Here is a 26,068-nt window from a genome sequence, read left to right on the forward strand (position 1 = left end):
GGGTCACGCCACTGGACGACGGCGACAGTCGTTTTCGGATGGTGCTCAAGGCGCCCGATGGCATTGGCCTGACCTGGTATCTGCGCACTGAATTGGGGGCAGGGCCGATGGCGCTGCTCAAGCTGCGTGGCTTCAAGTTGCCAGCGCAGATCTTTCTCGGCAAGGACGAAAAAGCCGTGCCCTATGCACTGAATGGAAGGTTTGAATGAGCCTGGACAGATTGATCGAACGTTGCCTCGGGGAGCGGGATGCCGTGGGCCTTGCCCGGGCGCAGGCAGGGCACTGGCAATCCTGGTTGCAGCCGATCAGCGCGGACTTGCCCGCCGGGGAAGATCCGGCCTGCGATGATGATTTCCAGCGCATGCGTGAGGAGGTCAACAAGCTGTCCGGGGCCGACGTCGAACAGGTCATCCAACTGGCGCAGACGCTGCTGGCCGGATCGTGCAAGGATCTGCGGGTGGTCACTTATTACATCTGGGCACGTTTGCACAGGGACGGCGAAGCGGGCTTGGCCGACGGCCTGAACCTGTTGGCCGCAATGCTGGAACGCTACGCCGTCCAGGTGCTGCCTGCGCGTCCCAACAGCCGCAAGATGGCGCTGGAGTGGCTGGCGAGCAGCAAGGTGCTCGACACCCTGTCGCGCTACCCCGAAGTGGTCAAGAACGAGGCCGAGCGTACGGTGGCGGCGCTGGCCTGGCTGGAGCACGGGCTCGCGGCCTGGCCTCAGGATCAGCGTCCCGCCTTCGGTGCGCTGTATGCCGCGTTGTCTGCGCGATTGGCGCAATCCGGCGGGGTCGACGCGCTGGTCCCGCAGAACAGCGCCAGCCACGAGAAAAACACCCGAACGGCCGCCCCAGACCCCACGGCCATCAAGTCCGGGCGTGACCTGCTGGACAGCGGCCGGGCGCTGGCCGGCTACCTGCGCGAGCAGCCCCAGGGTTGGCTGGCGGCGCATCGCCTGATGAAAAGCCTGCGCTGGGACACCGTGCATGAAGCACCGCTTCAGGATGCCAGCGGCAAGACTCGCCTGACTCCACCCCGTGGCGAATACCGGGCACAACTCAAGCGCCTGCATCTGCAACAGAGCTTCAGTGAACTGTTGGATCTGGTGGAACGGATCTACGCCGAGGGCGTGAACCATTTCTGGCTGGATCTGCAGTGGTACCTCCACCAGGCACTGAGCAAGCAGCCTGCGCCACAGGACAGCTGGGCCGACATTGCCAAGCGCGACCTGGGCATGTTCCTCGAGCGCCTGCCAGGGCTGGAGGCATTGTGCTGGAGCGACGGATCGCCCTTGGCGGACGAGACCACCCGCGAATGGATCAGCCAGCACGTCTGTGGCAATCGCCCCCAGCAATGGCTGCCGGCACCACCCGTAGCAGCTACCTGCGCAGACCCCGAGATCCTGTCACTCGAAGGCGAAGCCCTGGCCCAGGCCGACAACGATGGCGTCGAGCACTCACTGGCCTGGCTGGCCGCGCGCCCGGGCATCCATACCGGTCGCCAACGCTGGCTGTTGCGCCTGCTGATGGCTCGGGTGGCCGAGCAATACGGCAAGAGCGAGCTGGCCATTCACCTGCTGGGCGAACTGGATGCCTGTGGGCAACGGCATGGGCTGGCGGAATGGGAGTCCGAGCTGAGTTTCGAGGTCAAGGCGCGCCTGCTCAAGCTGTTGCGCTTGAAGGCTCAACGCAATGACACAGACAAACCCACCCTGAGCCGGCGGATGGAGGCGCTGCTGGCAGCGCTGGTGGCTGTCGACCCGGTACGCGCCGCAGTGCTCTGTGGCTAAACCTTCTTTATCAGGATTCTTTCCATGAGCATCGACAATCTGACACTGCAATATTTCGACGCCGAGATGCGCTACCTGCGCGAGGCCGGCAAGGAGTTCGCCGAGGCCTTTCCGGACCGGGCGGCCCAATTGAACCTGGACAAGTCGGGCGCGCGCGACCCTTACGTGGAGCGCCTGTTTGAAGGTTTTGCCTTCCTGATGGGGCGGCTGCGGGAAAAACTCGACGATGACCTGCCGGAGCTGACCGAAGGCCTGGTCAGCCTGCTCTGGCCCCATTACCTGCGCACCATTCCATCGCTCTCGATTGTCGAGCTGATACCCGAGCTCACAGAGATGAAGCGCAGCCAGCGGATCGCCAGCGGCTTCGAAGTGCTGTCGCAACCCATCGGGCCGCTGCGTACCCGTTGCCGCTACACCACGACCCAAGACCTGACATTACAGCCGCTGGCGCTGGAAAGCGTGCAGGTGGCTTATGAACCGGACGGTCGCTCGCTGTTGCGATTGCGCTTTGCCTGCGGGGCAATGGCCGACGGCAGCGAGATCGACCTGAGCCGCCTGCCGTTGTACCTCAATGCCGATGCCGCGCTGGCCAGTGCGCTGCATCAGGCGCTGACCCTGAACGCTCAAGCCTTATATGTACGCCTGCCTGACCAGACGGGCCGCTCTCTGCTCGAGGGGTATTTTTCGCCGAAGGGGTTCGGCGACGAGGATCGCCTGTGGCCCAAGGGCGACAGTGCCTTCAGCGGCTATCAGTTGCTGTTGGAATATTTCACCTTTCGCGAGAAATTCATGTTCGTCACCCTCTGCGGACTCGAGCAGTTGAAGCTGGCACCAAATACCCCCTGGTTCGAACTCGAGGTGGTGTTGAGCGAGCCGTTGCCCCAGGCGTTCACGCCGAACGCCGAGCACATTCGCCTGCATTGCGTGCCGGTGATCAACCTGTTCACGCTGGAGTCCGACCCCATGACCCTGGCGCCTTTGCAGACCGATTACCTGCTTCGCCCCATGCGTTTGCAGGACGGCCATACGGAGATTTATTCGGTGGACCGGGTCACCGCGTCGAAGAGTGCCGTGCGCCACGAATACGTGCCCTTCACCAGTTTTCGTCACAAGGGCGGCATGTTGCGTGACGAAGCCCCCGAACGATATTTCCATACACGACTCAAGCGCGGCCCCAATGGCCTGCATGACACCTGGCTGATCCTGGGCGGCGAAGGTTTCGATCAGGATCGGCTCGACACCAACGAAAGCCTGTCGCTGCGCCTGACCGGTACCCACGGCCAGCTGCCGCGCAAGGCCTTGCAAGGCACCTTGCTCGATACACCGGTGCAATCCATCGAGGTCGGCTTGCGCGTGCGCAACCTGTGTGCGCCGACTTTGCCGTGCTATCCGCCCAACCGCGACCGCTTCCACTGGCGGGTGCTGAGCCATCTCGGCTCGAACTTCCTGCCGATGCTCGACAACGCCGAAGTGCTGCGCGGCACGCTGGCGTTGTACGACTGGACGGGCAGCGAGCTGAATCGACGTCGCCTGGCGGCGATTGTCGAGGTCGAACACCATCTGATACAGCGCTTCGAAAAGGGCTTTCTGCTGCGCGGGGTCGACATCGAAGTCACCCTGGACGCCAACGGCTTCAGCGGTGAGGGCGACATCAACCTGTTCGGCGAAATGCTCAATCGCTTCTTCGGCCTGTACGCCGACATCCACCTCTTCAACCAGCTCACGCTGATCCTGCAACCTACTGGAACGTGCCTGCAATGGAACGAGAACCACAGTCAGCGTATTCCCGGCTGAAAGCCGGCGGTTTACTGGAGGCACTGAAGGGGCGGGTGGCCGAGGCGCAACTGTATCGCTTCTGCCAGTTGCTCGAACGGGCGTTGCCCGACCACCCGCCACTGGGCGGCACCACGTCGCCGGCGGATGATCCGGTACGCTTTCGGCCAGACCCCGGCATGAGTTTTCCCGCCGGTGAATTGAAGGCGATTGAAACCGACGATAAACACCCTGGGCGACCGGCCACGGTGCGCACGCGTCTGTTGGGTCTGTACGGCGTGGACTCGCCATTGCCGACGGCTTTTCTGGACGATATCGCCCAGCGACGGGAGGGGCACGAGGCACTTGAAGCCTTCCTCGACATTTTCAACCACCGGATCTTCACCCAGTTCTATCGGATATGGCGCAAGTACTCCTATCCGGCGACCTTCGAAGCCGGTGGCACGGATGCGACTTCGCAATGCCTGTTGGGGCTGATTGGCCTGGGCATTCCCGGAACGGCCGGGCGGGTCGGCACGCCGATATCTCGCTTCCTCGCCTTGCTTAGCGTGATGCGCCTGCCCACCCGAAACGCCGAAGGCATCACTGCGCTGGTCAAGCTGCTGGCCCCCGAAACCCGGGCACAGGTGACTCCCCACTGGCCGCAGAAAGTGCTATTGGCGCAGCCGGCTAGCCTGTCCCCGATGCATCCGGTGCGACTGTCCCAAGGCACACCCCTGGGCTGTGTCGGCTACGACGCAAACAGCCAGTTGCATCTGGCGCTGTTCACCGAAGACCGGGACGAGGCTCGTGGCTGGCTGCCCGGTGGCCCGTTGTACAACGATCTGCTGGCACTGCTGCGGGTGTACCTGGGTTGGCGTTGCACGGCAAGGCTGCAGTTGGCGTTGCCCCTGCACAGCCTGCCGCCACCGTTGTTGGGAGGCGCGCAGGTGTTGTTGGGCATGACTGCGGTGCTGGGCCTGGACAGCGATGCCTGGCAGGCCGGCGAAAGCACCACCATCACGATCAATCTGGGTCGCTATCAAGGCCTGCGGGACAAACCCCGGGAAAGGGAGATAAAGCATGGCGCGTACCGTTTATAAATCATTGGTGATCGCCTCGTTCGCAGTGCTCGGCGGTTGCGGGGTGAGCCAGAGCGTAACCGACGCGACGACCTCGACCACACAGGCAATCTTCTACAAGCAGGTTAAAACCCTGCGCCTGGACCTCAACGGGCGCGCGGCACTGAACACCGCCGGGATCGACATGAATGCGTTATCCGTGCCGACCCTGGTGCGGGTTTATCAACTGCGTGACCGCAAGGCGCTGGAAAGGGCGAACTATGACAGCCTGCTCAGCCACGACGAGCGCGTGCTGAGTGCCGATCTGCTGGACAAACGAACCCTGGTAATCAAGCCCGACGAGGGCGCGCAGCTGAACATCCCCCTGGACAAGCAGGCCCGCTATGTTGCCGTGGTTGCCTTGTTTCGTGAGTTCGATAGCCGGACCGATAGCTGGCGCCTGACCCTGGCCCGCGATGACCTCGATCCGGACCGGGTGCGGGTGATCGAGCTGGGGGACAACCGCCTGACCCTACGCCCACTGGCCAAGGAGTGACGGATGAGCGATCTCAACCCCTCGCTGTACGAGACACTCCTGCAGAACTTCGACGGCGAACTGGATCTGCATCAGGTCGCCGAAGAGGATCAGTGCACGCTCTCTGTGCTGGACAACTTGCGCCGCATCCTCAACAGCCGGGCCGGCGCGCTCGACCATCTGCCCGATTATGGCCTGCCGGACATGGGCCAGATCCTCCAGGGGCTGCCCGGATCGGCGCATGGACTGATGAGTGCCATGGGCGACACCCTGGCCAAGTACGAGCCGCGGGTGTCCACGATAGGCATCGAGCTGTTGCCCCAGACCCGACCGGGTCATCTGGAGTACAGCCTCGAGGTGCAACTAAAAGGGGGCCAGCGAGTGACCTTCGGCACCACCCTGACGCCAGGGGGCAATGTCCTGGTGCGTCACTTGAAGCGGCAGCACTACCTGTCGACGTCGGGAACTGTTTAACCAAAGGAATGCGCGATGACAGCGTTGTTTGAAATGCGAATCAGGCTCGGTGGCGATCCGGGTGCCTTCAGTGAGTTCAAGGCGCTGCGTGAAGAGTTGGCCAGACTGAGTCATCCGGCCTGCCCGGATGTGGATTGGGCCAAGGTGGAGCAGTTGTGCCTGGCGTTGTTCCAGCGCAACGGTGCGGAGTTGCAAACGGCCGCGGCTTTCGTACTGGCCCGTAGTCACCGCCACGGCCTGGAGGGCATGGCTCAGGGGATCGCGCTGATCGAGGCGTTGGTCAGCGAATGGCCGACCCTGTGGCCCGCGATGGAGCCGGCGCGCCTGGAAATCCTGGCCTGGCTGTTCGCCTGCCTGCAGCCCCTGCTGCGAAGCCTGGAGCTACGACACTGGAGTCTGCCGGCGATCGTTCAATTGGGCGCTGGGCTGGAGCGCCTGCATGCAGGTCTGGATCGACAGGCGCAGCCCGCGCCGGGTTCATTGCACGCCCTGCGCCAGCAAGTCGACAGCCTGTTGCAGCGACTGGCGCAGAGCCACGCCCAGAGCCATGGGCAGACACACGGGGTGTTCGACGCGGTGGCCTTGTCGACGCGACTGCCGCCACCGCCCCAGGTGATGCCGGTGGTGATCCTGCCGACGCCGCCAATGCCTGTCGTGCTGTCGGGCGCCAAGCAGAAAAAGATGCATCGGATTGGCCCTTGGCTGTTCGCGGCCGCCGCGACGATCACCTTGGCTGCGGGTGTCCCTTGGATGGCCTGGCTGGTGAACCCGGACAAGGAGGGCGTGAATCGCCTCACCAGTGTGTTCCAGGCGCCACCCGTTGTTCCCGAGCCGGTGCGTCTGGACAGCCTGTCGCTGTTCGCCCCCGGCAGCGCCGAACTCAAGCCAGGCTCTACCAAGGTCTTGATCAGCGCCCTGGTCGACATCAAGGCCCAACCTGACTGGTTGATCGTCATCGCCGGGCATAGCGATGCCAAGGGCAATGCCGAGCAGAATCTGCAGTTGTCCCACGCTCGCGCTACAGCCGTGCGCAGCTGGATGCAGCGCATGGGGGATATCCCCGACAGTTGTTTCGCGGTCCAGGGGTTTGCCGACAGCCAGCCAATCGCCAGCAACGACAGCGAGGCCGGCCGCGCGGCCAACCGTCGTGTCGATATCCAACTGGTGCCTCAGGTCGGCGCCTGCGGGAAACCGGGCGAGCAGTTGCCGTCATAGCATCCATTCATTTGCTCGATACCCATCATTAAGGAATGCAAGTTCAGTTTTTCCACCAAGGGAGGAAGATAGCGTGATACCGATCTCGCCATTGAAGGAATAAGCGCGATGAGAATCTCGACCCTGCTGGCTTTTGTCGCCGTATTCAGCGGTGGCATCGCTGCTACCGCACCGGCTATTGCTGCCGATCCGTCCTGCCGTTTCCTGCCGATCGCCGACAGCACCGCTCGTTTGCAACACACGCAAACAGTGGCGGTGCTCTACAGCGAAAACACCCTTAATACCCAGCAATACCTTGAGAGCTACCACGATGTGGCGGTGAAAGGGGCACAGAATCCTGGGCTGGATTCGCGGATCAGCCAGGCGTTCGTCGACAGTTCCGATCCGCAGCGGGCGATCGGCTGGTTGCTGGGATCATTGCAGAAGGAGTTCGCGGCGGTGACGGTCTACGACAGCCTCGATGCGGCGGTGCAGGCGCATCCGGATGTGGTGGTGATGCTCGACACCTACAGTCGCCTGGTGTCGAAACGCAACAATCAGGTTGAAGCGCGGTTTGTGGCGAAGTTCTACGATGCGAACTTGCAATACATCGGCCAGGCTGCGGGTTCCCGTGCCGAGCAGATGCCCTCGGTGTGGGTGCATGGCAAAGCCGCGCCGCAGATTGCCGCGCAGATCAATCAGCAAACGGTGTTGCAGGTGAATGCGTTGAAACAGTTCGATGCGTCGCTGAAGTCGCTGGTGGCGGCCGACCATGTGGATCATGTCGCGAGCAACTGAATAGCTACCAGCCTTTGACGCCGCTCATATCGGGTAGCTTGTGGGCAATGCCCTTGTGGCAGTCGATGCAGGTTGCCTCGCCGTTGGCCAATGAGGTCGAGTGCATGGCCGCCGCCCGTTTGCCCTGGCGGGTAAAGTCCATGAACTCGAAATTGTGGCAGTTACGGCATTCGCGCGAGTCGTTGGCCTTGAGCCTGGCCCATTCATGTTCGGCCAGTTCACGGCGCAGGGTGAGGAACTTGTCGCGGGTGTCGATGGTGCCGAACAGCTTGCCCCAGACTTCCTTCGATGCCTGCATCTTGCGTGCAATCTTGTGGGTCCATTCATGGGGCACGTGACAGTCCGGGCAGCTTGCGCGCACACCCGAGCGGTTGGTGTAGTGGATGGTGTCCTGCAGTTCGACAAACACGTTGTCGCGCATCTCGTGGCAGGAAATGCAGAATTTCTCGGTGTTCGTCAGCTCCAGGGCCGTGTTGAAACCACCCCAGAAAATGATCCCGGCGATAAAACCTCCCAGCGTCAGAAATCCCAGGCTGAAATAAACACTCGGCCGACAGAGGATGCCCCAGTAGTCCTTAAGCAGGGCGAACAATGCTTTCATGGCGACTCCTCAAGGTTTCTGCGCGGCGTTGGCGTCGTCTTGCAGGATTTTGTCGATGGTCTCGAAGCTGTTGCCCACCAGCGGCAGCACATCTTTTTGCGGCACATGGCACTGGTTGCAGAAGTAGCGACGCGGTGAGACAGCCGCCAGCGCCTGGCCGTCGCGGTCCATGTAGTGGGTGATGCTGATCATCGTCGCCTGGCTGCGTGGACTGTTGGCCCGGCTGTGGCAGGACAGGCATTTGTTGCCGTTCTTGTCGATCTGATAGCCACGAATGCTGTGGGGGATGGTCGGCGGCTGGTCAGGGTAGTTGCGCTCGCGCTTGAGGTCTTTGTTTTCATCGTCGGCCAGTGGCGGCGCAGGCGCGTTTTGCGTCAGGGTGCCGCCGGGCCGGCGTCCGTCCGGGCCCGAAGCATCCAGCGGGTAATCGACCTCGGCGGCGATCACCGCGCCCATCACGGCGAGCAGGAACAACGGCAGGATGCGAAAAGTCATGACGGTTCTCCTCAAGCCACGCTGATCAACTCGATGCGGATCGCGCATTTCTTGTAGTCGGTCTGCTTGGAGATCGGGTCGGTGGCGTCGAGCGTGACCTTGTTGATCAGCTTGTTGGCATCGAAAAACGGCACGAACACCAGGCCGCGTGGCGGTTTGTTGCGTCCACGGGTTTCGATGCGGGCACGGATTTCCCCGCGACGGCTGATCAGTTTCACTTCACTGCCGCGGCGTGCCTTCATGGCCTTGGCGTCCTCGGGGTGCATGTAGACCAGCGCGTCCGGCACGGCTTTGTACAGTTCATCGACCCGTTGGGTCATGGTGCCCGTGTGCCAATGTTCAAGGACTCGGCCGGTGCTCAGCCAGAACGGGTAGTCGGCATCCGGCGCTTCAGCCGGTGGCTCATAGGGCAGGGCGAAGATGATCGCCTTCTTGTCCGGGTAGCCGTAGAACTGCACTTCGCTGCCCGTTTCCACGTAGGGGTCGAGCCCCTCGCGGTAACGCCAGCGGGTTTCCTTGCCGTCAACCACCGGCCAGCGCAGGCCACGCTCGGTGTGGTAACGATCAAAGGCCGCCAGGTCATGGCCATGACCGCGACCAAACTGGGCGTACTCTTCGAACAGACCCTTCTGCAGGTAGAAACCGAAGGCCTTGGCTTCATCGTTCTTGTAGCCGGTCTCGATCTGCTCGACCGGAAACTCGTCGACCTGGCCATTTTTGAACAGCACCTCGAACAGGGTTTTGCCCTTGTACTCCGGTGCCTTGGCCAGCAACTCCGCGGGCCAGGTTTCATCGGTGGTAAAGCGCTTGGAAAACTCCACCAGTTGCCAAAGATCAGACTTGGCCTCTCCGGGGGCGCTGACCAACTGATGCCAGAACTGCGTGCGACGTTCGGCGTTGCCAAAGGCGCCTTCCTTTTCCACCCACATGGCGCTGGGCAGGATCAGGTCGGCGGCCTGGGCGGAAACGGTGGGGTAGACGTCCGAGACGATCACGAAGTTTTCCGGATTGCGCCAGCCCGGCAGGACTTCCTGCATGATGTTGGGCCCGGCCTGCATGTTGTTGCTGGCCTGGGTCCAGTAGACGTTGAGCACACCGTCCTTGAGCATGCGGCTTTGTTGTACCGCATGAAAGCCGACTTTCTCTTGAATGGTGCCGGCGGGCAGTTTCCAGATTTTTTCCGCGGTGGCGCGGTGTTTCGGATTGGTCACCACCATGTCGGCGGGCAGGCGGTGGGAGAAAGTCCCCACTTCGCGCGCGGTGCCACAGGCCGATGGCTGGCCGGTCAACGAGAAAGGGCTGTTGCCCGGTTCGCTGATTTTACCCGTGAGCAGATGGATGTTATAGATCAGGTTGTTGGCCCATACCCCGCGGGTGTGCTGGTTGAAGCCCATGGTCCAGAACGATACGACCTTGCACTTGGGATCGGCATAAAGTTCGGCCAGGGCCTTGATGCGTTCAGGCGCCACCCCGGTTTCCTTCGCGGTACGTTCCAGGGTGTAGGGTTTGACGAACTCAGCGAACTGTTCGAAGGACATGTCCGTCCAGGTATTGGCCTTGTCGGCATTCTTAGCCTGTTTTTCCAGCGGATCATCGGCACGCAAGCCGTAGCCGATATCGTCGGCGCCCTTCGCGAAGCGCGTGTGCTTGCTGATGAAGTCCTGATTGACCGCGCCGCTTTCAATGATGTGGTTGGCGATATAGTTGAGAATCAACAGGTCGGTTTGCGGCTTGAACACCATGGGGATGTCGGCCAGTTCGAAGCTGCGGTGTTCGAAGGTCGACAATACCGCGACTTTCACGTGCGGATAGCTCAGGCGCCGGTCGGTGACACGGCTCCACAGGATCGGATGCATCTCCGCCATGTTCGAGCCCCACAGCACAAAGGCGTCGGTGGCCTCGATGTCGTCGTAGCAACCCATGGGCTCGTCCATGCCAAAGGTGCGCATGAATCCCATCACCGCCGAGGCCATGCAATGACGGGCATTGGGGTCGATGTTGTTGCTGCGAAAGCCGGCCTTCATCAGCTTGTTGGCGGCATAACCTTCCCACACCGTCCACTGACCCGAACCGAACATGCCGACCGATTCGGGCCCCTTGTTTTTCAGGGCCTGCTTGAATTTTTCTTCCATGATGTCGAAGGCCTTGTCCCAGCTGATCGGCTGGAACTCTCCCTGCTTGTCGTACTTCCCGTTGGTCATGCGCAGCAGCGGTTGGGTCAGGCGATCCACGCCGTACATGATCTTGGACAGGAAATAGCCCTTCACACAGTTCAACCCGCGATTGACCTCGGCCTTGACGTCGCCATGGGTGGCGACCACCCGATTGTCCCGGGTCGCGACCATCACGCTGCAACCGGTGCCGCAGAAACGGCAGGGCGCCTTGTTCCAGTCAAGGGTGACCATGTCCGCTTCGGTCACCAGGTTGCTGGCAGTGGTGAAGATCGGCAGGCCGGCCGCGGAGGCTGCGATGGCGGCGGCCTGGGCCTTGACGAATGCTCGGCGCGACATGCTCATTGGATGTCTCCCGCGGGATCGAGAATTTCGTGATAGATCAGCGCGGCGTTGAGCACGCCCGGCAAATTGTTGATTTGATCGATGCGTTGCAGGATCTGGTTTTCGTGTACGGCCTCGAGGACTACCACCAGTTTGCCGGCGGCACTTTCCTGATGTAACTCCACGCCGTCCAATAAACGCAGGTTGGCTTTGACGGCGTCAAACAGTTCAGGTCGGGCAAGTACCACAAGGCTGGCTATGTGCAGGGGTTCATCCATGGCTGACTCCAACAGGCTCTAATGGAAGGCTTTTAGTTGGGTGGTCCGGGCGGGCCGTAGAGCATCTGGAAAAACCAGATGATGAAACCGTAACCGCCGACGATGGCGACTGAAAGTAACGGAAACAGGCAAACGACAAGAAAGAGAAACAGGCGCATTTCCTTGCGTCGCTGCGGTTTTTGCTCTTCGGTCAATGACATGGAGTGCGCTCCAGCCGAACTTGCATTCAGACTAGATCACGGAAATTTAAGAGGGTTATTACTGCAGTTTTTATCGACCGACGGTGGCCTGTAGCTATTGCCCTGAGATAGCTGGCTATAACGTTTCGATCCATTACAGCATTGAGTTACAAAAGGAGAACGGCGTTGAGGCACCGTTCGTAGCAAGGGAGCGCGTTGTTGCGAATCAGGTATGGACCAAGGCGATGGTGAACGAAACCACGATCATACAGGCGAAGGCGAAATTGATATTCATGACGTTTGTTTCCGATACAGGGGTGATGGCGCTCATCTTGAACAGGTCGGGCGCAAATAAAAAATTCGGCTTGGTGATTTGAAAGATCGAAAGAATTGATACCTGCTGGCGTGTTTGTGTTTCCTGCGTTGTTTGGCTACTCTCGCAAACAGGCAACTTCGCGCACAAACGGGCAATATCATGCACGACCAGCATTCCGCAGCCGAACTCCCGCAACTGCGCCGGCAGAAAATCCTCTTGATCCTGGAACGTGACGGCAAGGTCATGGCGGCCGAATTGAGCCAGCATTTCGCGGTTTCCGAGGACACCATTCGCCGGGACCTTGCAGAGCTGGACAGCGCCGGGCTGGTGCAGCGCGTACATGGCGGGGCCTTGCCACGTCCCAAGGACACGGGCAAGGACTACTTCACCCGGATCAGCGAGACCGACGAAGTCAAAACCCGGTTGGCGCAACTGGCGGCGAGTCGGGTCGAGAGCGGCCAGATCGTGATGTTCGACTCAGGCACCACCACGTTGCAGATTGCGCGGTTGCTGCCACCGGACATCTGCATCACGGCGGTCACCGCGTCGCCGATGACGGCCATTACCTTGTCCGAATTCAAAGGCATCAAGGTGATCCTGGCGGGGGGACAACTCAATCCTGCGACCATGTCGGCCAGCGGCCATGAAACCCTGCGCTTGCTCGAGGGCATCAAGGCGGATCTGTTGTTTACCGGAGTCTGTGCGATTCATCCGCAAGTCGGTATCAGCTCCCTGCATTTCGATGAAGTGCCGGTGAAGCAGGCGATGCTCGACAGCGCGACCCAGGTCATTGCCGTCACCACGGCGGACAAGCTGGGCGCGGTGGAGCCTTTCGTGGTGGCGCCTTGTGAGCGTCTGCACACGCTGATCACCGAGCGTCATGTGGCGACGGGCAGCGTTGAGGATTACCGCAAGTTGGGGATCGAGGTGGTGCAGGCGGAGGCTTGAGCGCTATGTCTCAATGAAACACAAACTGTAGGAGCGAGCTTGCTCGCGATGGCGATGTGTCAGGCGACTTCAATGTTGACTGATACACCGCTATCGCGAGCAGCTCGCTCCCACAGTGGATTCGGGTGTTGCCTCAACTTCGCAGATGACTCAACGCAGTCGCTCCAGCATTTGGTAGTACCACATGCCCGCCGCCAGCATCGGGTTGCCGAGCAGGTCGCCCATGGGCACGCGGATGTGTTGGCAGGCGGCGAAGGTGTCGAAGTGTTCCAGTTGCCCGGTGATCGCCCGGCCCATGATTTCGCCCATGATGTGGGTGGTGGCGATGCCGTGCCCGGAGTAGCCCTGGCAGTACCAGACGTTGTCCGAGAGTTTGCCCAGTTGCGGGATGCGGTTGATCACGATGCCCATCGCGCAGCTCCACTGGTAATCGATGGCCACGCCCTTGAGTGCCGGAAACGTCTGCTCGATGCACGGGCGCAACTCGGCGGCGATGTCGCGCGAATCCTTGCCGCTGTAGTTGGCGCCGCCGCCGAACAGCAGGCGGCCGTCGGCGGTCAGGCGGTAGTAGTCGAGGACGAAGCGGCAGTCGTAGACCGCGAGGTCTTGCGGGTTGATCTGTTTGGCCAGGTCCCCCAGCGGCGCAGTGGTGACGATGCCGCCCATGGCCGGGAAGATCTTGCCCTTGAGCTTGCCCGGTTCCAGCTTGTGGTAGACGTCGCCGGCCAGCAGCACCTGGTTGGCATCGATGCGGCCGTGGGCGGTGCGTATGCCTGGCTTGTCACCGTGAATGATCTCCAGCACTTCGCTGTTTTCGAAGATCAATGCGCCGAGACTTTCCGCTGCCCGCGCTTCGCCGATGCACAGGTTGAGCGGGTGCAGGTGCATGTTGCGCGTGTTCTTGATCGCGCCGTGGTAGAGGTCGCTTTGCAGCAGGTCGCGCACCTGGCTGCGGTCGAGCAGGCTGACGTCGTCGGCCATGCCACGGCGCAGCGCTTCGTCATGGTCTTTGCGCAAACCGTCCATGTGGCCGGGCTTGTAGGCGGCGTGCAAGTGGCCGTGCTTGAGGTCGCAGGCGATGGCGTATTTCTCCACCCGTTGCTCGATGATCTGGTGACCGCGCCAGCGCAGGTGCCAGATGAAGTCATCGACTTCTTCGCCGAGGGTGCGGCGCATTTGTTTGCGCATCGCTTCGTCACCCGAGAGGCTGCCGGTGACCTGGCCGCCGTTGCGCCCGGTGGCGCCCCAGCCGATCTTGTGGCTTTCGACGATGGCGACTTTCAGGCCCTTTTCAGCCAGTTCGACCGCCGTGGCGACGCCGGTAAAACCGCCACCGATGATGACGACGTCGACGCGGTGCTGGCCTTGCAGCGTGGGGTAGTCGGTTTCGTGGTTGAGGGTAGCGGTGTAGTAGGAATTGCAGCGTTGCTGAGTCATGTCAGTGTCCAGGCAAAAGAGGTAGAGAGCTTGGCGCAAACCCTGTGGGAGCGGGCTTGCTCCGGGCGGCGTGTCATTCAACATTGATGTTGGCGGACACGGCCCTTTCGCGAGCAAGCTCGCTCCTACAGGGGGAATGCGTAGGGTCGACCGGGCGGCTCACGCCTCAGTCAGATACCAACGCCAATCCTGCTCACCCACTTCAGCCATGAACTGCCGATACTCTGCACGCTTGACCGCCAGGTAAACCCCCAGGAATTCCTGGCCCAACGCATCCCGCGCCCACACCGAATTTTCCAGCGCCGTCAGTGACGTCAGCCAGTCGGTCGGCAGCAACTGCGTGGCCTGCGCATAGCCGTTGCCTTGCACCGGTTCGCCCGGATCGAGGTTCTCGCTGATGCCTCGATGGATGCCGGCCAGGATCGCCGCCGCTGCCAGGTAGGGATTGGCGTCGGCGCCGCAGATGCGGTGTTCGATGTGCCGGCTGTTGGCCGGGCCACCGGGCACGCGCAGGCTGACGGTGCGGTTGTCGACGCCCCAGGTCGGGGCCAACGGCGCATAGCTGTTGGCCTGGAAGCGCCGGTAGGAGTTGGCGTTAGGGCAGAACAGCAACAGCGAATCGAGCAGGCTGGCGAGCATGCCGCCGATGGCCGTGCGCAGCAGCGGGGTACCGGCCGGGTCCTCGGAAGCGAACAGGTTGCAGCCTTCGGCGTCGGCGATGCTGACGTGCATGTGCATGCCGGTGCCTGCCAGATGATCGAAGGGTTTGGCCATGAACGTAGCTTGCATGCCGTGCTTGTGGGCCACGGCTTTCACCAGGCGTTTGTAACGCACGGCCTGATCCATCGCCTGCAAGGCATCGCCGTGTTCCAGGGTGATTTCCACTTGCCCCGGGGCGTATTCGGAAATCGCCGTGCGCGCCGGAATGCCGTGCAGTTTACACGCGGCATAGAGGTCGGCGAGGAAGGGTTCGATCTGCTCCAGCTCGCGCAGGCCGTAGACCTGCGTGTGTCGCGGTCGCCCACCGTCAGCGTCCAGCGCCGGTTGCGGGCGGCCGTTATGGTCGCGCTTGGCGTCCAGCAGATAGAACTCCAGTTCGCACGCCATCACCGGGTGGTAACCCTCGGCCTTCAGGCGGTCGATGACCTTGATCAGCAGATGACGTGGGTCGGCGATGCTCGCCGGCATGCCTTCTTGCGGGTGCATGCTGACCTGCACCGCCGCCGTCGGAATCTGCCGCCACGGCAAGCGCACCAGGCTGCCTTCGAGCGGATAGGCGCGGCAGTCGATATCGCCCACGTCCCAGACCAGCCCGGAGTTCTCGACGTCATCGCCTTGCAAGGTCAGGCCGAGAATGGTGCTGGGCAGCGGGCGACCGCTTTCATACACCGCCAGCAGTTCCTCACGGTGCAACAGCTTGCCGCGCGGTACGCCATTGGCGTCGAGAATGAACAGCTCGATCATGTCGATATCGGGGTTGTTCGCCAGAAAGGATTGAGCGTCTTCAAGGGCTGCAAATTTCATTGTTCGTCACTCACGTGGGCGTCCCGCGGACGCACGGATTCAGGCCAGGGCTCGACGACGGATAAAGATCCGCCGCGGGCTGGCAGCGATAGCAAAAAGGAGAGGGGCTCGACGAATCGTGGACGCGATCAGGCGAGCAGGTTGCTATCCGGCGGGCGTGCGGAGTGACGCAGTTTGGAGCGGCGCAGGGCCATGGGCAGGTTGACGATGCGTTTCATGGGGCAATGTCACCCACGACCAACACAGGGGTGGTCAGGATCGAGACATCCAGCAAGTGGTGCTCTGACGGTGAGGTGCTCATGACTCAGGTTTCCAGCAGGGGAAATCGTCGGTGGCGGATAACGAGCTATCCGCAGTGACTGGATACTAGGGGTGAAAGCGAAACCTGTAAACGTCTGTTTTCAGCGAAGCAGGTGCACGCCCAGTCCGACCAGCCCACAACCAGCCAACACTTCGATCACCCCGCGCTTGAACCGCAGCAAGGCAATCGCCGCCGCGATCGCGATCAACAACGAAGGCCAATCCAGCCGACCGTCGAAGCCGTCAGGCCACAGCACATGGTAGCCAAAGAAACACGCCAGATTGACAATCACCCCGACCACAGCGGCCGTGATCGCTGTCAGTGGTGCGGTGAACTTGAGTTCGTTGTGCGTCGATTCCACCAAGGGGCCACCGGCGAGAATGAACAGGAACGAAGGCAGGAAGGTGAACCAGGTCACCAGCATGGCGGCAACGGCACCGGCGACAAAGGCCTGATCGGGACCGAACACCTGATGCACGTAGCCGCCGATAAAACCGACGAAGGCCACGACCATGATCAGCGGCCCGGGTGTGGTTTCGCCGAGCGCCAGACCATCGATCATCTGCGTCGGCGTCAGCCAGCCATAATGCCCCACCGCGCCCTGGTACACATACGGCAGCACCGCGTAGGCACCGCCGAAGGTCAGCAGCGCCGCTTTGGTGAAGAACCAGCTCATCTGCGTCAGCGTGCCGTCCCAACCGAACAGGGCGGTGAGGGTGGCCATCGGCAGTGTCCACAACACCGCGCCAATGAGGGCCAGGTGCAGCCATTTCCAGCGACTGAAACGGGCGTGTTCGGGGGTCGGTGTGTCGTCGTCGATCAATGCCGCGCCAAAGGTTTTCTGCGCAGCGCCGTGGCCTCCGGTGCGGAACTTTTCCGGTGCCAGGCGCCCGCCGAAATAGCCGATGATTGCCGCGCCCAACACGATCAAGGGAAAGGGCACGTTGAGCGCGAAGATGGCCACGAATGACGCGGCGGCGATGCCCCACATCCAGCCGTTTTTCAATGTCCGGGAGCCGATCCGGTGTGCCGCCTGCAGCACAATGGCGGTCACCGCAGGCTTGATCCCGTAAAACAACCCGGCCACCGCCGGCACCTCACCGAAGGCGATGTACACCCAGGACAGGGCAATCAGGATGAACAGCGACGGCAGCACGAACAGCGTGCCTGCGATCACGCCGCCCCAGGTCCGGTGCATCAGCCAGCCGATGTAGGTCGCCAGTTGCTGGGCCTCTGGACCGGGCAGCAACATGCAATAGTTGAGGGCATGCAGAAAGCGTCGCTCGGAGATCCAGCGTCGGCGCTCGACCAACTCCTGGTGCATGATCGAAATCTGCCCAGCCGGCCCGCCGAAACTGATGAAGCCGAGCTTGAGCCAGAAGCGGAACGCTTCGCGCAGGCTGATTGCAGCAGGCTTTGTTTGGTCTGGTTGACTGTTCTGGGAGGGCGTGGGGCTCAAGCGGATGTTCCTTGCAAAGGCGCTTTGAGCCCGTGACTTTAGCAAAGAACCTCGAAGTGAATATCAGTTCTTTGCGGGAAATAACTGCTGCGCTTGTGCGAAACACTTCTCGGCAATCGCCGAACGCGGTTCGGTCTTGCGCATGACCAAACCCAGGGGCGCCAGCACGCTGGCATCGGGCAGGTTGATGAAGGAAAGGTGTTCGATCGGCGCTTCCAGGCCACTATCGAGGGGCATGATCGCGCAGCAAAAACCCTCGTGGATCGCCTGGAGCAACTGGTAGGTGGAATCGCTTTCCAGGATCGGCTGCGGGTCGAGCCCGCGGCTGCGGAAACTCAGGTCGATGGATTTACGATAGTGCATGCCGTTGCTGAGCATGCCCAGTGGCAGCTCGGCGGCATCTTCCCAGCTCATTTGCGTGCCGTCGAAACGGAAGTGACGGGTGTCGTAGAGCAGGCCGACGCGGGTTTCGCCGATCTCGAAAAACTCGAAATAGTTCGGGTTGACGTGGTCGAGGTAACACACGCCCAGGTCGAGTTGGTTATTGCCCAGCCCCTCGATGATCTGGTCTGAACTGAGTGAAGACAGGCTGAACTTGAGTTCGGGAAAGCTGCGCGAAAGCCCCTGGATATAGCTGACCGGATTGAAACTGCTGAGCGGCACCAGGCCCAGGCGCAGGTTACCGACCAATTGGCCACGACACGCGGCCGCTTCGGCGAACAGGCCATCGTGGGCAGCCAGCAGGGTCCGGGCCCACGCCAGTACCCTTTCGCCGGCCTCGGTAAAGCCTTCGAAGCGCTGGCCGCGGGTAACCAGTACCAGGTCCAGTTCATCCTCGAGGTTACGCAGGCGCATCGACAGGGTCGGCTGGGTGATGTGGCAGCGCGCGGCGGCCTGGCCGAAGTGGCGGGTCTGCTCCAGGGCGATCAGGAACTTGAGTTGTTTGATGTCCATGATGGCACCTGCTGGCGGGGGAAGGGTGTAGCAACTGGTAGGCTTGATTTTGAGCGTAGACGATCTCACTGTTGGTTCTGTGCGTCCAATCAGCTGTATTTAAAGGGCAATAGATTCGCTCGATAATGCGGTTGGTGAGAGTGATTAGACAGTGCTTGTTCCAGCGCTTTAGTCTCCGCAAGTTAGTTAATTCCTGTCTGCCGGAGAATCTTGATGAGCGTCAAACCGGATGCACTGTTTGTCCCCTTGAACATTGCCGTACTGACCGTCAGCGACGCACCTCAAATCGGTGCAAGCCTGCGGGACACGGGGGTGAGCAACGTAAACCTGTGGGAGCGAGCTTGCTCGCGATGAGGCCGGTACATTCAACATCGATGTTGACTGATAGGCCGTCTTCGCGAGCAGGCTCGCTCCCACAGGTTTTGGGTGTTTCTTGAGTGTCAGCTCAACACAAAATCCACCGGTTCAAGCGCCGGTGGCAACTCCGTCACGCCCAGCGCAGCCAGGACATCGCGCTCGATATTGCGCACGATGGCGTCGGTGGGCAGGTCGTTTTCGTCGCGGCCGAAGGGGTCTTCCAGTTCGTCGGCAATCGCATCCAGGCCGAAGAAGGTGTAGCTGACGATCGCGGTGAAGATCGGAGTCAACCAGCCCAGGGGTTCGGCCATGGCGAACGGCAACAGGATGCAGAACAGGTAGATGGTGCGGTGCAGCAACAAAGTGTAGGGGAATGGCAGCGGGGTGTTCTTGATCCGCTCACAGACTGCCTGGGCATGGGTCAGACTGGTTAAATGGTTGGCCATGAGCGTGTAGCGCCAATCGTTGATCGCCCCGGATTCGTTGAGTGAAGAGCACTGCTGACCCACCTGCAGCAGTATCTGTCCGCTGATATCCGTGGTGTTGCCCTTGGGCATCGGTTGCAGCCAGTCGCCACTGGCGGCCAGTTCGTTTTCCCTGCGTAGTCGCGCGTTGAGCGCATGGGCGAAGCCACACAGGTTGCCGAGGATCGTGTGTCGTTCTGGCGCGTCCTTGATGATCTGGGTTTCGCGAATCATCGAGCGGATGTCCACGATGATCTCGCCCCACGCCTTGCGCGCTTCGTACCAGCGGTCATAGCAGGCGTTGTTGCGAAAGCTCATGAAGATCGACAGTGACAGGCCGAGCAGGGTGAACGGCGTTGCACTGACCTTGGAGAAGTAGCTCGGGTGCAGGGTTTCGATCAGGACGATGGCCGAGGCAAGCAAGGTCACCAACAGGCTGCGCAGGGCAATGCGTTTGGCGATCGAGCCCTTGAGCGAAGTCAGCACGCCGATCAGGTTGGGTTTGGGTCTGACGATCATGGTCTTTCAGCCGCCCGTCATGTTCATGAAGCGAACGACCTGGACATCGTCGTTCACTTCGAAATTGTGCCGATAAGGCTTGAGTTTCATCGCCTCGATGATGGCTTTCTCCAGGCGTTCCGGCTGTCCGGGGTGACTGCGCAACACGGCCTTGAGATCGACGGAGTGCTCGTTGCCCAGGCACAGCAGCAGACGACCCTCGACAGTCAGCCGCACCCGATTGCAAGTGCCGCAGAAGTTGTGGCTGTGGGGCGAAATGAACCCCAGGCGAATCTGCGGCGCCTCGGCCAGGCGCCAGTAGCGCGAAGGGCCCTGGGTCGACTCGGCGCAATCAATCAAAGTGTAGCGCTCGGCAATCCGCTCACAGACCTGGGCGCTGGAATAAAACGACTCGGCGCGGCTGTGCTCGCTGATGGTGCCCAAGGGCATTTCTTCGATAAAGGAGATATCCAGATTACGGTCGATGGCGAAGCTCACCAGATCGTTGATCTCGTGATCGTTGCGGCCCTTCATCACCACGCAGTTGAGCTTGGTGTTGCGAAATCCGGCCTTGTTGGCGGCGTCGATGCCCTTGATCACCAGCGCCAGATCACCGGTACGAGTCAATTCGCGAAAGCGTTGCGGGTCGAGGCAATCGAGGCTGATATTGAGGCGCTTGACCCCGGCCTCGAACAAGGGCTCGGCCAGTTTGGCCAACTGCGAGCCATTGGTGGTCATGCACAATTCGCGCAGGCCGGGCAGGGCGGCGATCTTCTCGCACAGCTGGACCACGCCCGGGCGGATCAGCGGCTCACCGCCGGTCAGGCGGATCTTGCGCGTACCCAGTGCGACGAAGCTCTCGGCCACCTGGTAGATCTCTTCCAGGGTCAGCACCCGTTGGCGCGGCAGGAACTGCATGTCCTCGGCCATGCAATACACGCAGCGGAAATCGCAACGGTCGGTGACCGACATGCGCAGATAATCCACGCGGCGGGAGAACCCATCGATCAAGACTCGTTTCGACATGACATCCTCGCTTGGCGCTGGGCGCATTAAATGAATTGTGGGAGCCTGCTCGCGATGGTCGTTAACGATGACGCGTGCTTACTGGCTGAACGCGGTGCGCTTGAGTCCATCGCGAGCAGGCTCCTCCCACAAATTAAACGCAGGCTAAGTGCAACTTGCGAGGGCGTCCAATCACTATTGATAACCGGTTGATCGATGGGCTCTATGATGAAATATCTTCCCTTTGAAAAGTTCATTATTTCTGATTAACTAGTTGAAAATAATAGTAAAAATGTCTTGATAGATATCTTCGATAATCTGGTCATTAATAGCGATTAGACAATATTCAACCCTCATTCCTATGCTTTTCTCCGTCAAACGATCAATGGCCTGAATCAGTCACGGAGAAGTACCATGTCGCAAGTCGACCGCTACAAACCCTACAAAGGTGCCGCCGCTGGTTGGGGCGCGCTGATCGCCGTTACCAAAACCTGGCTGGGCAGTGAAAACGCCCTGAAAAATATCCGTGCAATGCTCAAGACCAACCAGAATGGCGGCTTCGACTGCCCCGGTTGCGCCTGGGGCGAATCGCCGGAAAACGGCATGGTCAAGTTCTGCGAAAACGGCGCCAAGGCGGTCAACTGGGAAGCGACCGGCCGTTTGGTCGACCCGGCTTTCTTCAACAAATACAGCGTCTCGACACTGTCCGAACAAAGCGATTACTGGCTGGAGTATCAGGGCCGCCTGACCCATCCGATGCGTTACGACGCCAGCACCGATCGTTATGTGCAAACCTCCTGGGACGAAGCGTTCGCGCTGATCGCCCGGCATCTCAATGCGCTGGAATCGCCGAACCAGGCCGAGTTCTACACCTCCGGCCGCGCCAGCAACGAGGCCGCCTTTCTCTATCAGCTGTTCGTCCGCGCCTATGGCACCAACAACTTCCCCGACTGCTCGAACATGTGCCACGAGGCCAGCGCCGTCAGCATGATCGAGAGCCTGGGTGTGGGCAAAGGCACCGTGGTGTTCGATGACCTGGAGCATGCCGACGCGATCTTCGTCATCGGCCAGAACCCCGGCACCAACCATCCACGGATGCTCGAACCGCTGCGTGAAGCGGTCAAACGCGGGGCGCAGGTGATTTGCATCAACCCGCTCAAGGAGCGCGGACTGGAACGTTTCCAGCATCCGCAACACCCGATCGAAATGTTGATGAACGGATCCGAGCCGACCAACACCGCCTACTTCCGTCCGGCCCTCGGCGGCGACATGGCGGTCATGCGCGGCATCGCCAAGTTCCTCTTGCAGTGGGAACGGGAAGCTCAAGCCACGGGTGGTGAGCCGGTGTTCGACCGTGAGTTCATCGCCGAACACACCTCGGGAATGGATGCCTACCTGGCCGAAGTCGATGCCACCGCTTGGGAGCACATCGAGCAGCAATCGGGCATGAGCCTGGCCGACATCGAACTGGCCGCGCGCATGTACGCCCGCGCCAAGCGCGTGATCATGTGCTGGGCGATGGGCTTGACCCAGCACACCCATTCGGTGCCGACGTTGCAGGAAGTGATCAACGTGATGTTGCTGCGCGGCAATGTCGGGCGCCCCGGTGCCGGCCTGTCACCGGTTCGCGGTCACAGTAACGTGCAGGGCGACCGGACCATGGGCATCAACGAACTGGCGCCCACCGAATTGCTCGATGCCCTGGAAAAACGTTTCTCCTTCAAGCCGCCTCGGGAGCATGGCCACAACACCGTGATGGCGATTTCGGCGATGGAGCAGGGCCGTTCGAAAGTGTTCATCGCCCTGGGTGGCAACTTCGCCCAGGCCACCCCCGATACACCGCGCACCCACGCCGCGTTGCGCAAGTGTGAGCTGACGGTGCACATCGCCACCAAACTCAACCGCAGCCACCTGGTCACCGGCCGTGAAGCGCTGATCCTGCCGTGCCTGGGCCGCACCGACATCGACATGCAGGCCGAAGGGCCGCAAGGCGTCACCGTGGAAGACACCTTCAGCATGATCCACATCTCCCATGGCCAGCTGAAACCCAAGTCCAAACACCTGCTGTCGGAGCCGGCGATCATTGCCGGGATCGCCGCCGCGACCCTGGGCAAGCAGCCGATCGACTGGAACTGGGCCGTCGGCGACTACGGCCGCATCCGCAACATGATTGCCGACACCATCCCGGGCTTCGAGGATTTCAATCGGCGCTTGCTTCATCCGGGCGGCTTCCACATGCCGAACAACGCCGCGCAGCGCATCTGGAAAACCGCGAGCGGCAAGGCGCAATTCACCCCCAGCGTGTTGCCCGAACACCTGATCAGCGAAGGCGTGCGCAACCTGGCGGTGAAGCCTCATTTGATCCTGCAGACCATGCGCTCCCACGATCAGTACAACACCACGTTGTACGGTCTGGACGATCGTTATCGCGGGGTCTACGGCATGCGCGATGTGGTGTTCGCCAACGAGCAGGACATCCGCCGGCTGGGTTTCGAGCCGGGGCAGAAAGTCGACCTGGTGGCGCTGTGGGACGACGACCGTGAACGTCGGGTCAGCGGTTTCACCCTGATCGCCTACGACATTCCGGCCGGCCAGGCGGCCGCGTATTACCCGGAGACCAACCCGTTGGTGCCACTGGAAAGCTACGGTGACCGCACGTTCACCCCGACCTCCAAGTTCGTCGCCATACGGTTGGAGCAGGCAAAAGCGAGCAGTCTCATTTCCACTTCCGCCGCATAAACCTGTAGGAGCCGGCTTGCCGGCGAAGGCGCCCGAAAGAACGATGCATTGTTCAAGGACGCCTTCGCTGGCAAGCCAGCTCCTACAGTTTCCTGGCGGTGCTCGAAGGCCTTTGGCTGAAAACCCACAACGACACCTACCGCGATCTCTACCATTTCTGGTCGAAGATCTTCGCCGTCAACTTCGGCATGGGCGTGGTCTCGGGGCTGGTGATGGCCTACGAGTTCGGCACCAACTGGAGCCGTTTTTCCGACTTCGCCGGCAGCATCACCGGGCCGTTGCTGACCTATGAAGTGCTCACCGCGTTCTTCCTCGAAGCGGGCTTCCTCGGGGTCATGCTGTTTGGCTGGAACCGGGTAGGGCGCGGCTTGCACTTGATCTATTTCTCGGGTGGCCAAGGGGCCCAAGCCCCATCACGAGTATGGGCCTGCGGGTCATTCCGATCATGTTCCTCGGCTACCTCGGCCTGGCCTTCAGTCTCTGGCCGAACATCGTGCCGCCGTCAGGATTGGCGATGGCTACCATTGATAAACATCAAGCGGCATCTACTCGGTGGTACAAGCGCATTGGGTGGCTGGTGTTGAGCGGGCCTGTAGGAGCGAGCTTGCTCGCGAAAAAGCTCAGGGCACCGCGGAGTGACAGGCTCCCCGCATCATCGTTGACCTCCATCGCGAGCAGGCTCGCGCACAGTAGATCGGGTACGGCCGTGGGAGATGGGGCGATTCATTGCGCCCCAAACATCACCGTCCAGTAAATTCCCGCATCGCTCTTCGGATCAACCGCATACGCTGCACCCAGATCGCGGAACTGCGGGTTCATCAGGTTGGCACAATGACCGGGGCTGGTGAGCCAGCCGTCGACCACCTTGCGCACGCTGTCCTGGCCGGCGGCGATGTTTTCGCCTATCTGCTGGAAGTCGTAGCCCGCCAGTTCCGCGCGGTCGCCCGGGGTGCGGCCGTCGCGGTCCTTGTGATCGAAGTAGTTGTTGTTGGCCATGCTGCGCGACTGGGTTTCGGCGGCGGTCGCCAGGGTGGCGTTCCAGGTCAGCGGCGTGGTGGCGTTGAAGGATTGCGCGCCGCACTGGCGGGGCTGGCTGCGTGCGACGTTGAGTTCGGCCAGCATTTTTTGCCCTTCGGCCTGCCAATCGCCCAGGCGTGCGCTCAACAATGGGCGGGCCAGGACGATGCGCCACTCGCGGTCCTGGCGGCTGACGCCGACGTCGACGAACTGCGGGTCGAGCACGATCTGGCAAAAACTTTCCTGGATCGCTTTCATGGCCGAGGGCGCATCTCGCGGCCCGTTCAGGCTGATCGCCTGCACGTTCTTCATCGGATAACCGGCGCTGGCCATGGCCTGCTGCAGGTTGCCGACGCTGGCGGCGGACAGCACCAGCCGTGGGTCGGCCGACAGCGGCGGCAGTTCCGAGGACACCTGGCCGGCGCAACGCTGCAGCTGGCCGCGGTAGAGGTTGATCGATTCGATCAGTTGCGACTCTTCGCTCGCCAGCGCGGTGGCGGCAAACACAAGCCCTAGTGAAAACCCGGCAAGGCGCAGAGTGGATGACAGGAAATGCATGGAAATCCTCCTTGAGCTGACTGCGCACATGATGCGCGAAGTGCCCCCCTTGAACGCAATGTCTTTTTCGCGATGTCGCCTCCTTTGCGCCATCATTTCACTACTACACTGAGGCGAAACTGCCCACAGAGTAGTGCCCGACCATGCGCCACGACTGGATAGCCGCCTGCCTCGCCCTCACCCTGATCGCTGTTCCGGTATTCGCCACCGACCAGCAGCAAAAACAGAAAGTCGCCGAAGACAAGGCCGAGGTGCTTGAGCACAAGGCCGCCGAAAACAGCAGCCCTGCGTCGGCGTCCAAGTCTCAAGCCATTACCCAGCCCGAGGTCCAGGCCGTGGACCCGGCGGGCAAAGCGCCGCTGGATGACGCCATCACCTGTCTCGCCCGATCGATCTACTGGGAAGCCAAGGGCAAGAACGCGGCGGACATGGAAGCGGTGGCCAATGTGGTGATGAACCGCCTCGGCCACGACGGTTTTCCCGATACCGTGTGCGGCGTGGTCAAGCAGGGCTCGCAGAGCAAAAGCTGCCAGTTCTCCTGGTGGTGCGACGGTCGTGCCGACTCGGTGCAGGAAGAGGTGCCTTATGCGATGGCCAAGGAAATCGCGCGCAAGGCACTGAACAAGCAATTGCCGGATCGCACCAAGGGCGCGCTGTATTTCCATGATCGCACGGTGAAACCGGATTGGGCCAGGGAGTACAACAATACGGCCAACATCGGCTTGTTCAGATTTTACAAACCCAAGGCCGGGGATGCGAAGTAGGCGCAAATTCACCCAGGCGATCATGAACCAGGCCGCGACCTTAAGCCACGCTAAAGAGCATTCGCTCCATGCT

The 26,068-nt window shown here is 61.2% G+C and carries 23 protein-coding genes and 3 pseudogenes; 13 read left to right on the top strand and 13 right to left on the bottom strand.

Annotated elements, in window-relative coordinates:
• The 8 genes and pseudogenes from NPS56_RS22600 to NPS56_RS22635 all read left to right on the top strand — a co-directional run.
• Nucleotides 1–209: pseudogene (locus NPS56_RS22600) on the top strand (hypothetical protein); the annotation flags it as partial.
• Nucleotides 206–1,792: a type VI secretion system protein TssA gene (gene tssA / locus NPS56_RS22605; RefSeq protein ID WP_274076684.1), complete on the top strand. Its 1,587-nt coding sequence runs from the start codon at nt 206–208 to the stop codon at nt 1,790–1,792. The pseudogene NPS56_RS22600 and the gene tssA, both read left to right, overlap by 4 nt.
• Nucleotides 1,793–1,816: 24 nt before the next feature.
• A complete protein-coding gene (tssF, locus tag NPS56_RS22610) occupies nt 1,817–3,586 on the top strand; it encodes a type VI secretion system baseplate subunit TssF (protein WP_274076685.1) in 1,770 nt (589 codons plus the stop codon).
• The gene (gene tssG / locus NPS56_RS22615) at nt 3,550–4,647 is read left to right on the top strand and encodes a type VI secretion system baseplate subunit TssG (RefSeq protein WP_274076686.1); all 1,098 of its coding nucleotides are present in this window, start codon (nt 3,550–3,552) and stop codon (nt 4,645–4,647) included. The genes tssF and tssG overlap by 37 nt, the downstream gene beginning before the upstream one ends.
• Nucleotides 4,628–5,161, top strand: coding sequence for a type VI secretion system lipoprotein TssJ (gene tssJ, locus NPS56_RS22620; RefSeq protein WP_274076687.1), 534 nt, complete (start codon nt 4,628–4,630; stop codon nt 5,159–5,161). Before tssG ends, tssJ begins: the two co-directional genes overlap by 20 nt.
• A gap of 3 nt (nt 5,162–5,164) precedes the next feature.
• Nucleotides 5,165–5,614, top strand: a complete 450-nt coding sequence (gene tssE, locus NPS56_RS22625) for a type VI secretion system baseplate subunit TssE (RefSeq protein ID WP_274076688.1) — start codon at nt 5,165–5,167, stop codon at nt 5,612–5,614.
• Nucleotides 5,615–5,629: 15 nt separating this feature from the next.
• Complete coding sequence (locus tag NPS56_RS22630; protein ID WP_274076689.1) at nt 5,630–6,829, top strand: OmpA family protein; 1,200 nt, start codon at nt 5,630–5,632, stop codon at nt 6,827–6,829.
• A 108-nt stretch (nt 6,830–6,937) separates the two neighbouring features.
• Nucleotides 6,938–7,606 (top strand): ATPase, encoded by a 669-nt coding sequence (locus NPS56_RS22635; RefSeq protein ID WP_274076690.1) that lies wholly within the window; start codon nt 6,938–6,940, stop codon nt 7,604–7,606.
• A gap of 4 nt (nt 7,607–7,610) precedes the next feature.
• Here the strand turns inward: NPS56_RS22635 and NPS56_RS22640 are convergent, their stop codons facing one another.
• The 6 genes from NPS56_RS22640 to NPS56_RS22665 form a co-directional block, all read right to left on the bottom strand.
• A complete protein-coding gene (locus NPS56_RS22640) occupies nt 7,611–8,207 on the bottom strand; it encodes a cytochrome c3 family protein (protein WP_274076691.1) in 597 nt (198 codons plus the stop codon).
• Between the two features lie 9 nt (nt 8,208–8,216).
• Entirely contained in the window at nt 8,217–8,702 is a 486-nt protein-coding gene (locus tag NPS56_RS22645; RefSeq protein WP_274076692.1) for a nitrate reductase cytochrome c-type subunit, read from the bottom strand.
• Nucleotides 8,703–8,713: 11 nt separating this feature from the next.
• Nucleotides 8,714–11,218 (bottom strand): nitrate reductase catalytic subunit NapA, encoded by a 2,505-nt coding sequence (napA, locus tag NPS56_RS22650; protein WP_274076693.1) that lies wholly within the window; start codon nt 11,216–11,218, stop codon nt 8,714–8,716.
• Nucleotides 11,215–11,475 carry a chaperone NapD gene (locus NPS56_RS22655; RefSeq protein WP_077185768.1) on the bottom strand — a complete coding sequence of 87 codons (261 nt, stop codon included), beginning with the start codon at nt 11,473–11,475 and terminating at the stop codon, nt 11,215–11,217. The genes napA and NPS56_RS22655 overlap by 4 nt, the downstream gene beginning before the upstream one ends.
• A gap of 32 nt (nt 11,476–11,507) precedes the next feature.
• Complete coding sequence (gene napE / locus NPS56_RS22660; RefSeq protein WP_046817268.1) at nt 11,508–11,675, bottom strand: periplasmic nitrate reductase, NapE protein; 168 nt, start codon at nt 11,673–11,675, stop codon at nt 11,508–11,510.
• 205 nt (nt 11,676–11,880) lie between these two features.
• Complete coding sequence (locus NPS56_RS22665; protein WP_274076778.1) at nt 11,881–12,237, bottom strand: hypothetical protein; 357 nt, start codon at nt 12,235–12,237, stop codon at nt 11,881–11,883.
• Here NPS56_RS22665 and NPS56_RS22670 point away from each other — a divergent pair.
• Nucleotides 12,130–12,918: a DeoR/GlpR family DNA-binding transcription regulator gene (locus NPS56_RS22670; RefSeq protein WP_274076694.1), complete on the top strand. Its 789-nt coding sequence runs from the start codon at nt 12,130–12,132 to the stop codon at nt 12,916–12,918. The genes NPS56_RS22665 and NPS56_RS22670 overlap by 108 nt on opposite strands.
• 150 nt (nt 12,919–13,068) lie before the next feature.
• On the opposite strand, the gene NPS56_RS22675 is transcribed toward NPS56_RS22670, so the two are convergent.
• The 4 genes from NPS56_RS22675 to NPS56_RS22690 form a co-directional block, all read right to left on the bottom strand.
• Nucleotides 13,069–14,355, bottom strand: coding sequence for an NAD(P)/FAD-dependent oxidoreductase (locus tag NPS56_RS22675; protein WP_274076695.1), 1,287 nt, complete (start codon nt 14,353–14,355; stop codon nt 13,069–13,071).
• A 159-nt stretch (nt 14,356–14,514) separates the two neighbouring features.
• Nucleotides 14,515–15,879, bottom strand: a complete 1,365-nt coding sequence (locus tag NPS56_RS22680) for a glutamine synthetase family protein (RefSeq protein ID WP_274076696.1) — start codon at nt 15,877–15,879, stop codon at nt 14,515–14,517.
• A gap of 401 nt (nt 15,880–16,280) precedes the next feature.
• Nucleotides 16,281–17,639 (bottom strand): chromate efflux transporter, encoded by a 1,359-nt coding sequence (chrA, locus tag NPS56_RS22685; RefSeq protein ID WP_274076697.1) that lies wholly within the window; start codon nt 17,637–17,639, stop codon nt 16,281–16,283.
• A gap of 63 nt (nt 17,640–17,702) precedes the next feature.
• Nucleotides 17,703–18,593 (bottom strand): LysR family transcriptional regulator, encoded by an 891-nt coding sequence (locus tag NPS56_RS22690; protein ID WP_274076698.1) that lies wholly within the window; start codon nt 18,591–18,593, stop codon nt 17,703–17,705.
• A gap of 213 nt (nt 18,594–18,806) precedes the next feature.
• On the opposite strand from NPS56_RS22690, the pseudogene NPS56_RS22695 reads away from it, so the two are divergent.
• Nucleotides 18,807–18,869: pseudogene (locus NPS56_RS22695) on the top strand (molybdenum cofactor biosynthesis protein); the annotation flags it as partial.
• Nucleotides 18,870–19,033: 164 nt separating this feature from the next.
• Here NPS56_RS22695 and NPS56_RS22700 read toward each other — a convergent pair.
• Entirely contained in the window at nt 19,034–19,933 is a 900-nt protein-coding gene (locus NPS56_RS22700; RefSeq protein WP_274076699.1) for a bestrophin family protein, read from the bottom strand.
• 6 nt (nt 19,934–19,939) lie between these two features.
• A complete protein-coding gene (gene moaA / locus NPS56_RS22705) occupies nt 19,940–20,938 on the bottom strand; it encodes a GTP 3',8-cyclase MoaA (protein ID WP_274076700.1) in 999 nt (332 codons plus the stop codon).
• Between the two features lie 393 nt (nt 20,939–21,331).
• Here moaA and NPS56_RS22710 point away from each other — a divergent pair, with 393 nt between their 5' ends.
• Both NPS56_RS22710 and NPS56_RS22715 read left to right on the top strand, forming a co-directional pair.
• Complete coding sequence (locus tag NPS56_RS22710) at nt 21,332–23,656, top strand: FdhF/YdeP family oxidoreductase (RefSeq protein ID WP_274076701.1); 2,325 nt, start codon at nt 21,332–21,334, stop codon at nt 23,654–23,656.
• Between the two features lie 86 nt (nt 23,657–23,742).
• Nucleotides 23,743–24,030 (top strand): annotated as a pseudogene (locus NPS56_RS22715) (cytochrome ubiquinol oxidase subunit I); the annotation flags it as partial.
• Between the two features lie 349 nt (nt 24,031–24,379).
• Here NPS56_RS22715 and NPS56_RS22720 read toward each other — a convergent pair.
• Nucleotides 24,380–25,231, bottom strand: coding sequence for a CAP domain-containing protein (locus NPS56_RS22720; protein WP_274076702.1), 852 nt, complete (start codon nt 25,229–25,231; stop codon nt 24,380–24,382).
• 143 nt (nt 25,232–25,374) lie between these two features.
• On the opposite strand from NPS56_RS22720, the gene NPS56_RS22725 reads away from it, so the two are divergent.
• On the top strand, nt 25,375–25,995 hold the full coding sequence (locus tag NPS56_RS22725) for a cell wall hydrolase (protein ID WP_274076703.1): 621 nt from the start codon (nt 25,375–25,377) through the stop codon (nt 25,993–25,995).
• Nucleotides 25,996–26,068: the final 73 nt, after the last annotated feature.

It is taken from the genome of Pseudomonas putida (genome assembly GCF_028682635.1).
GTDB lineage: Bacteria > Pseudomonadota > Gammaproteobacteria > Pseudomonadales > Pseudomonadaceae > Aquipseudomonas > Aquipseudomonas putida_AE.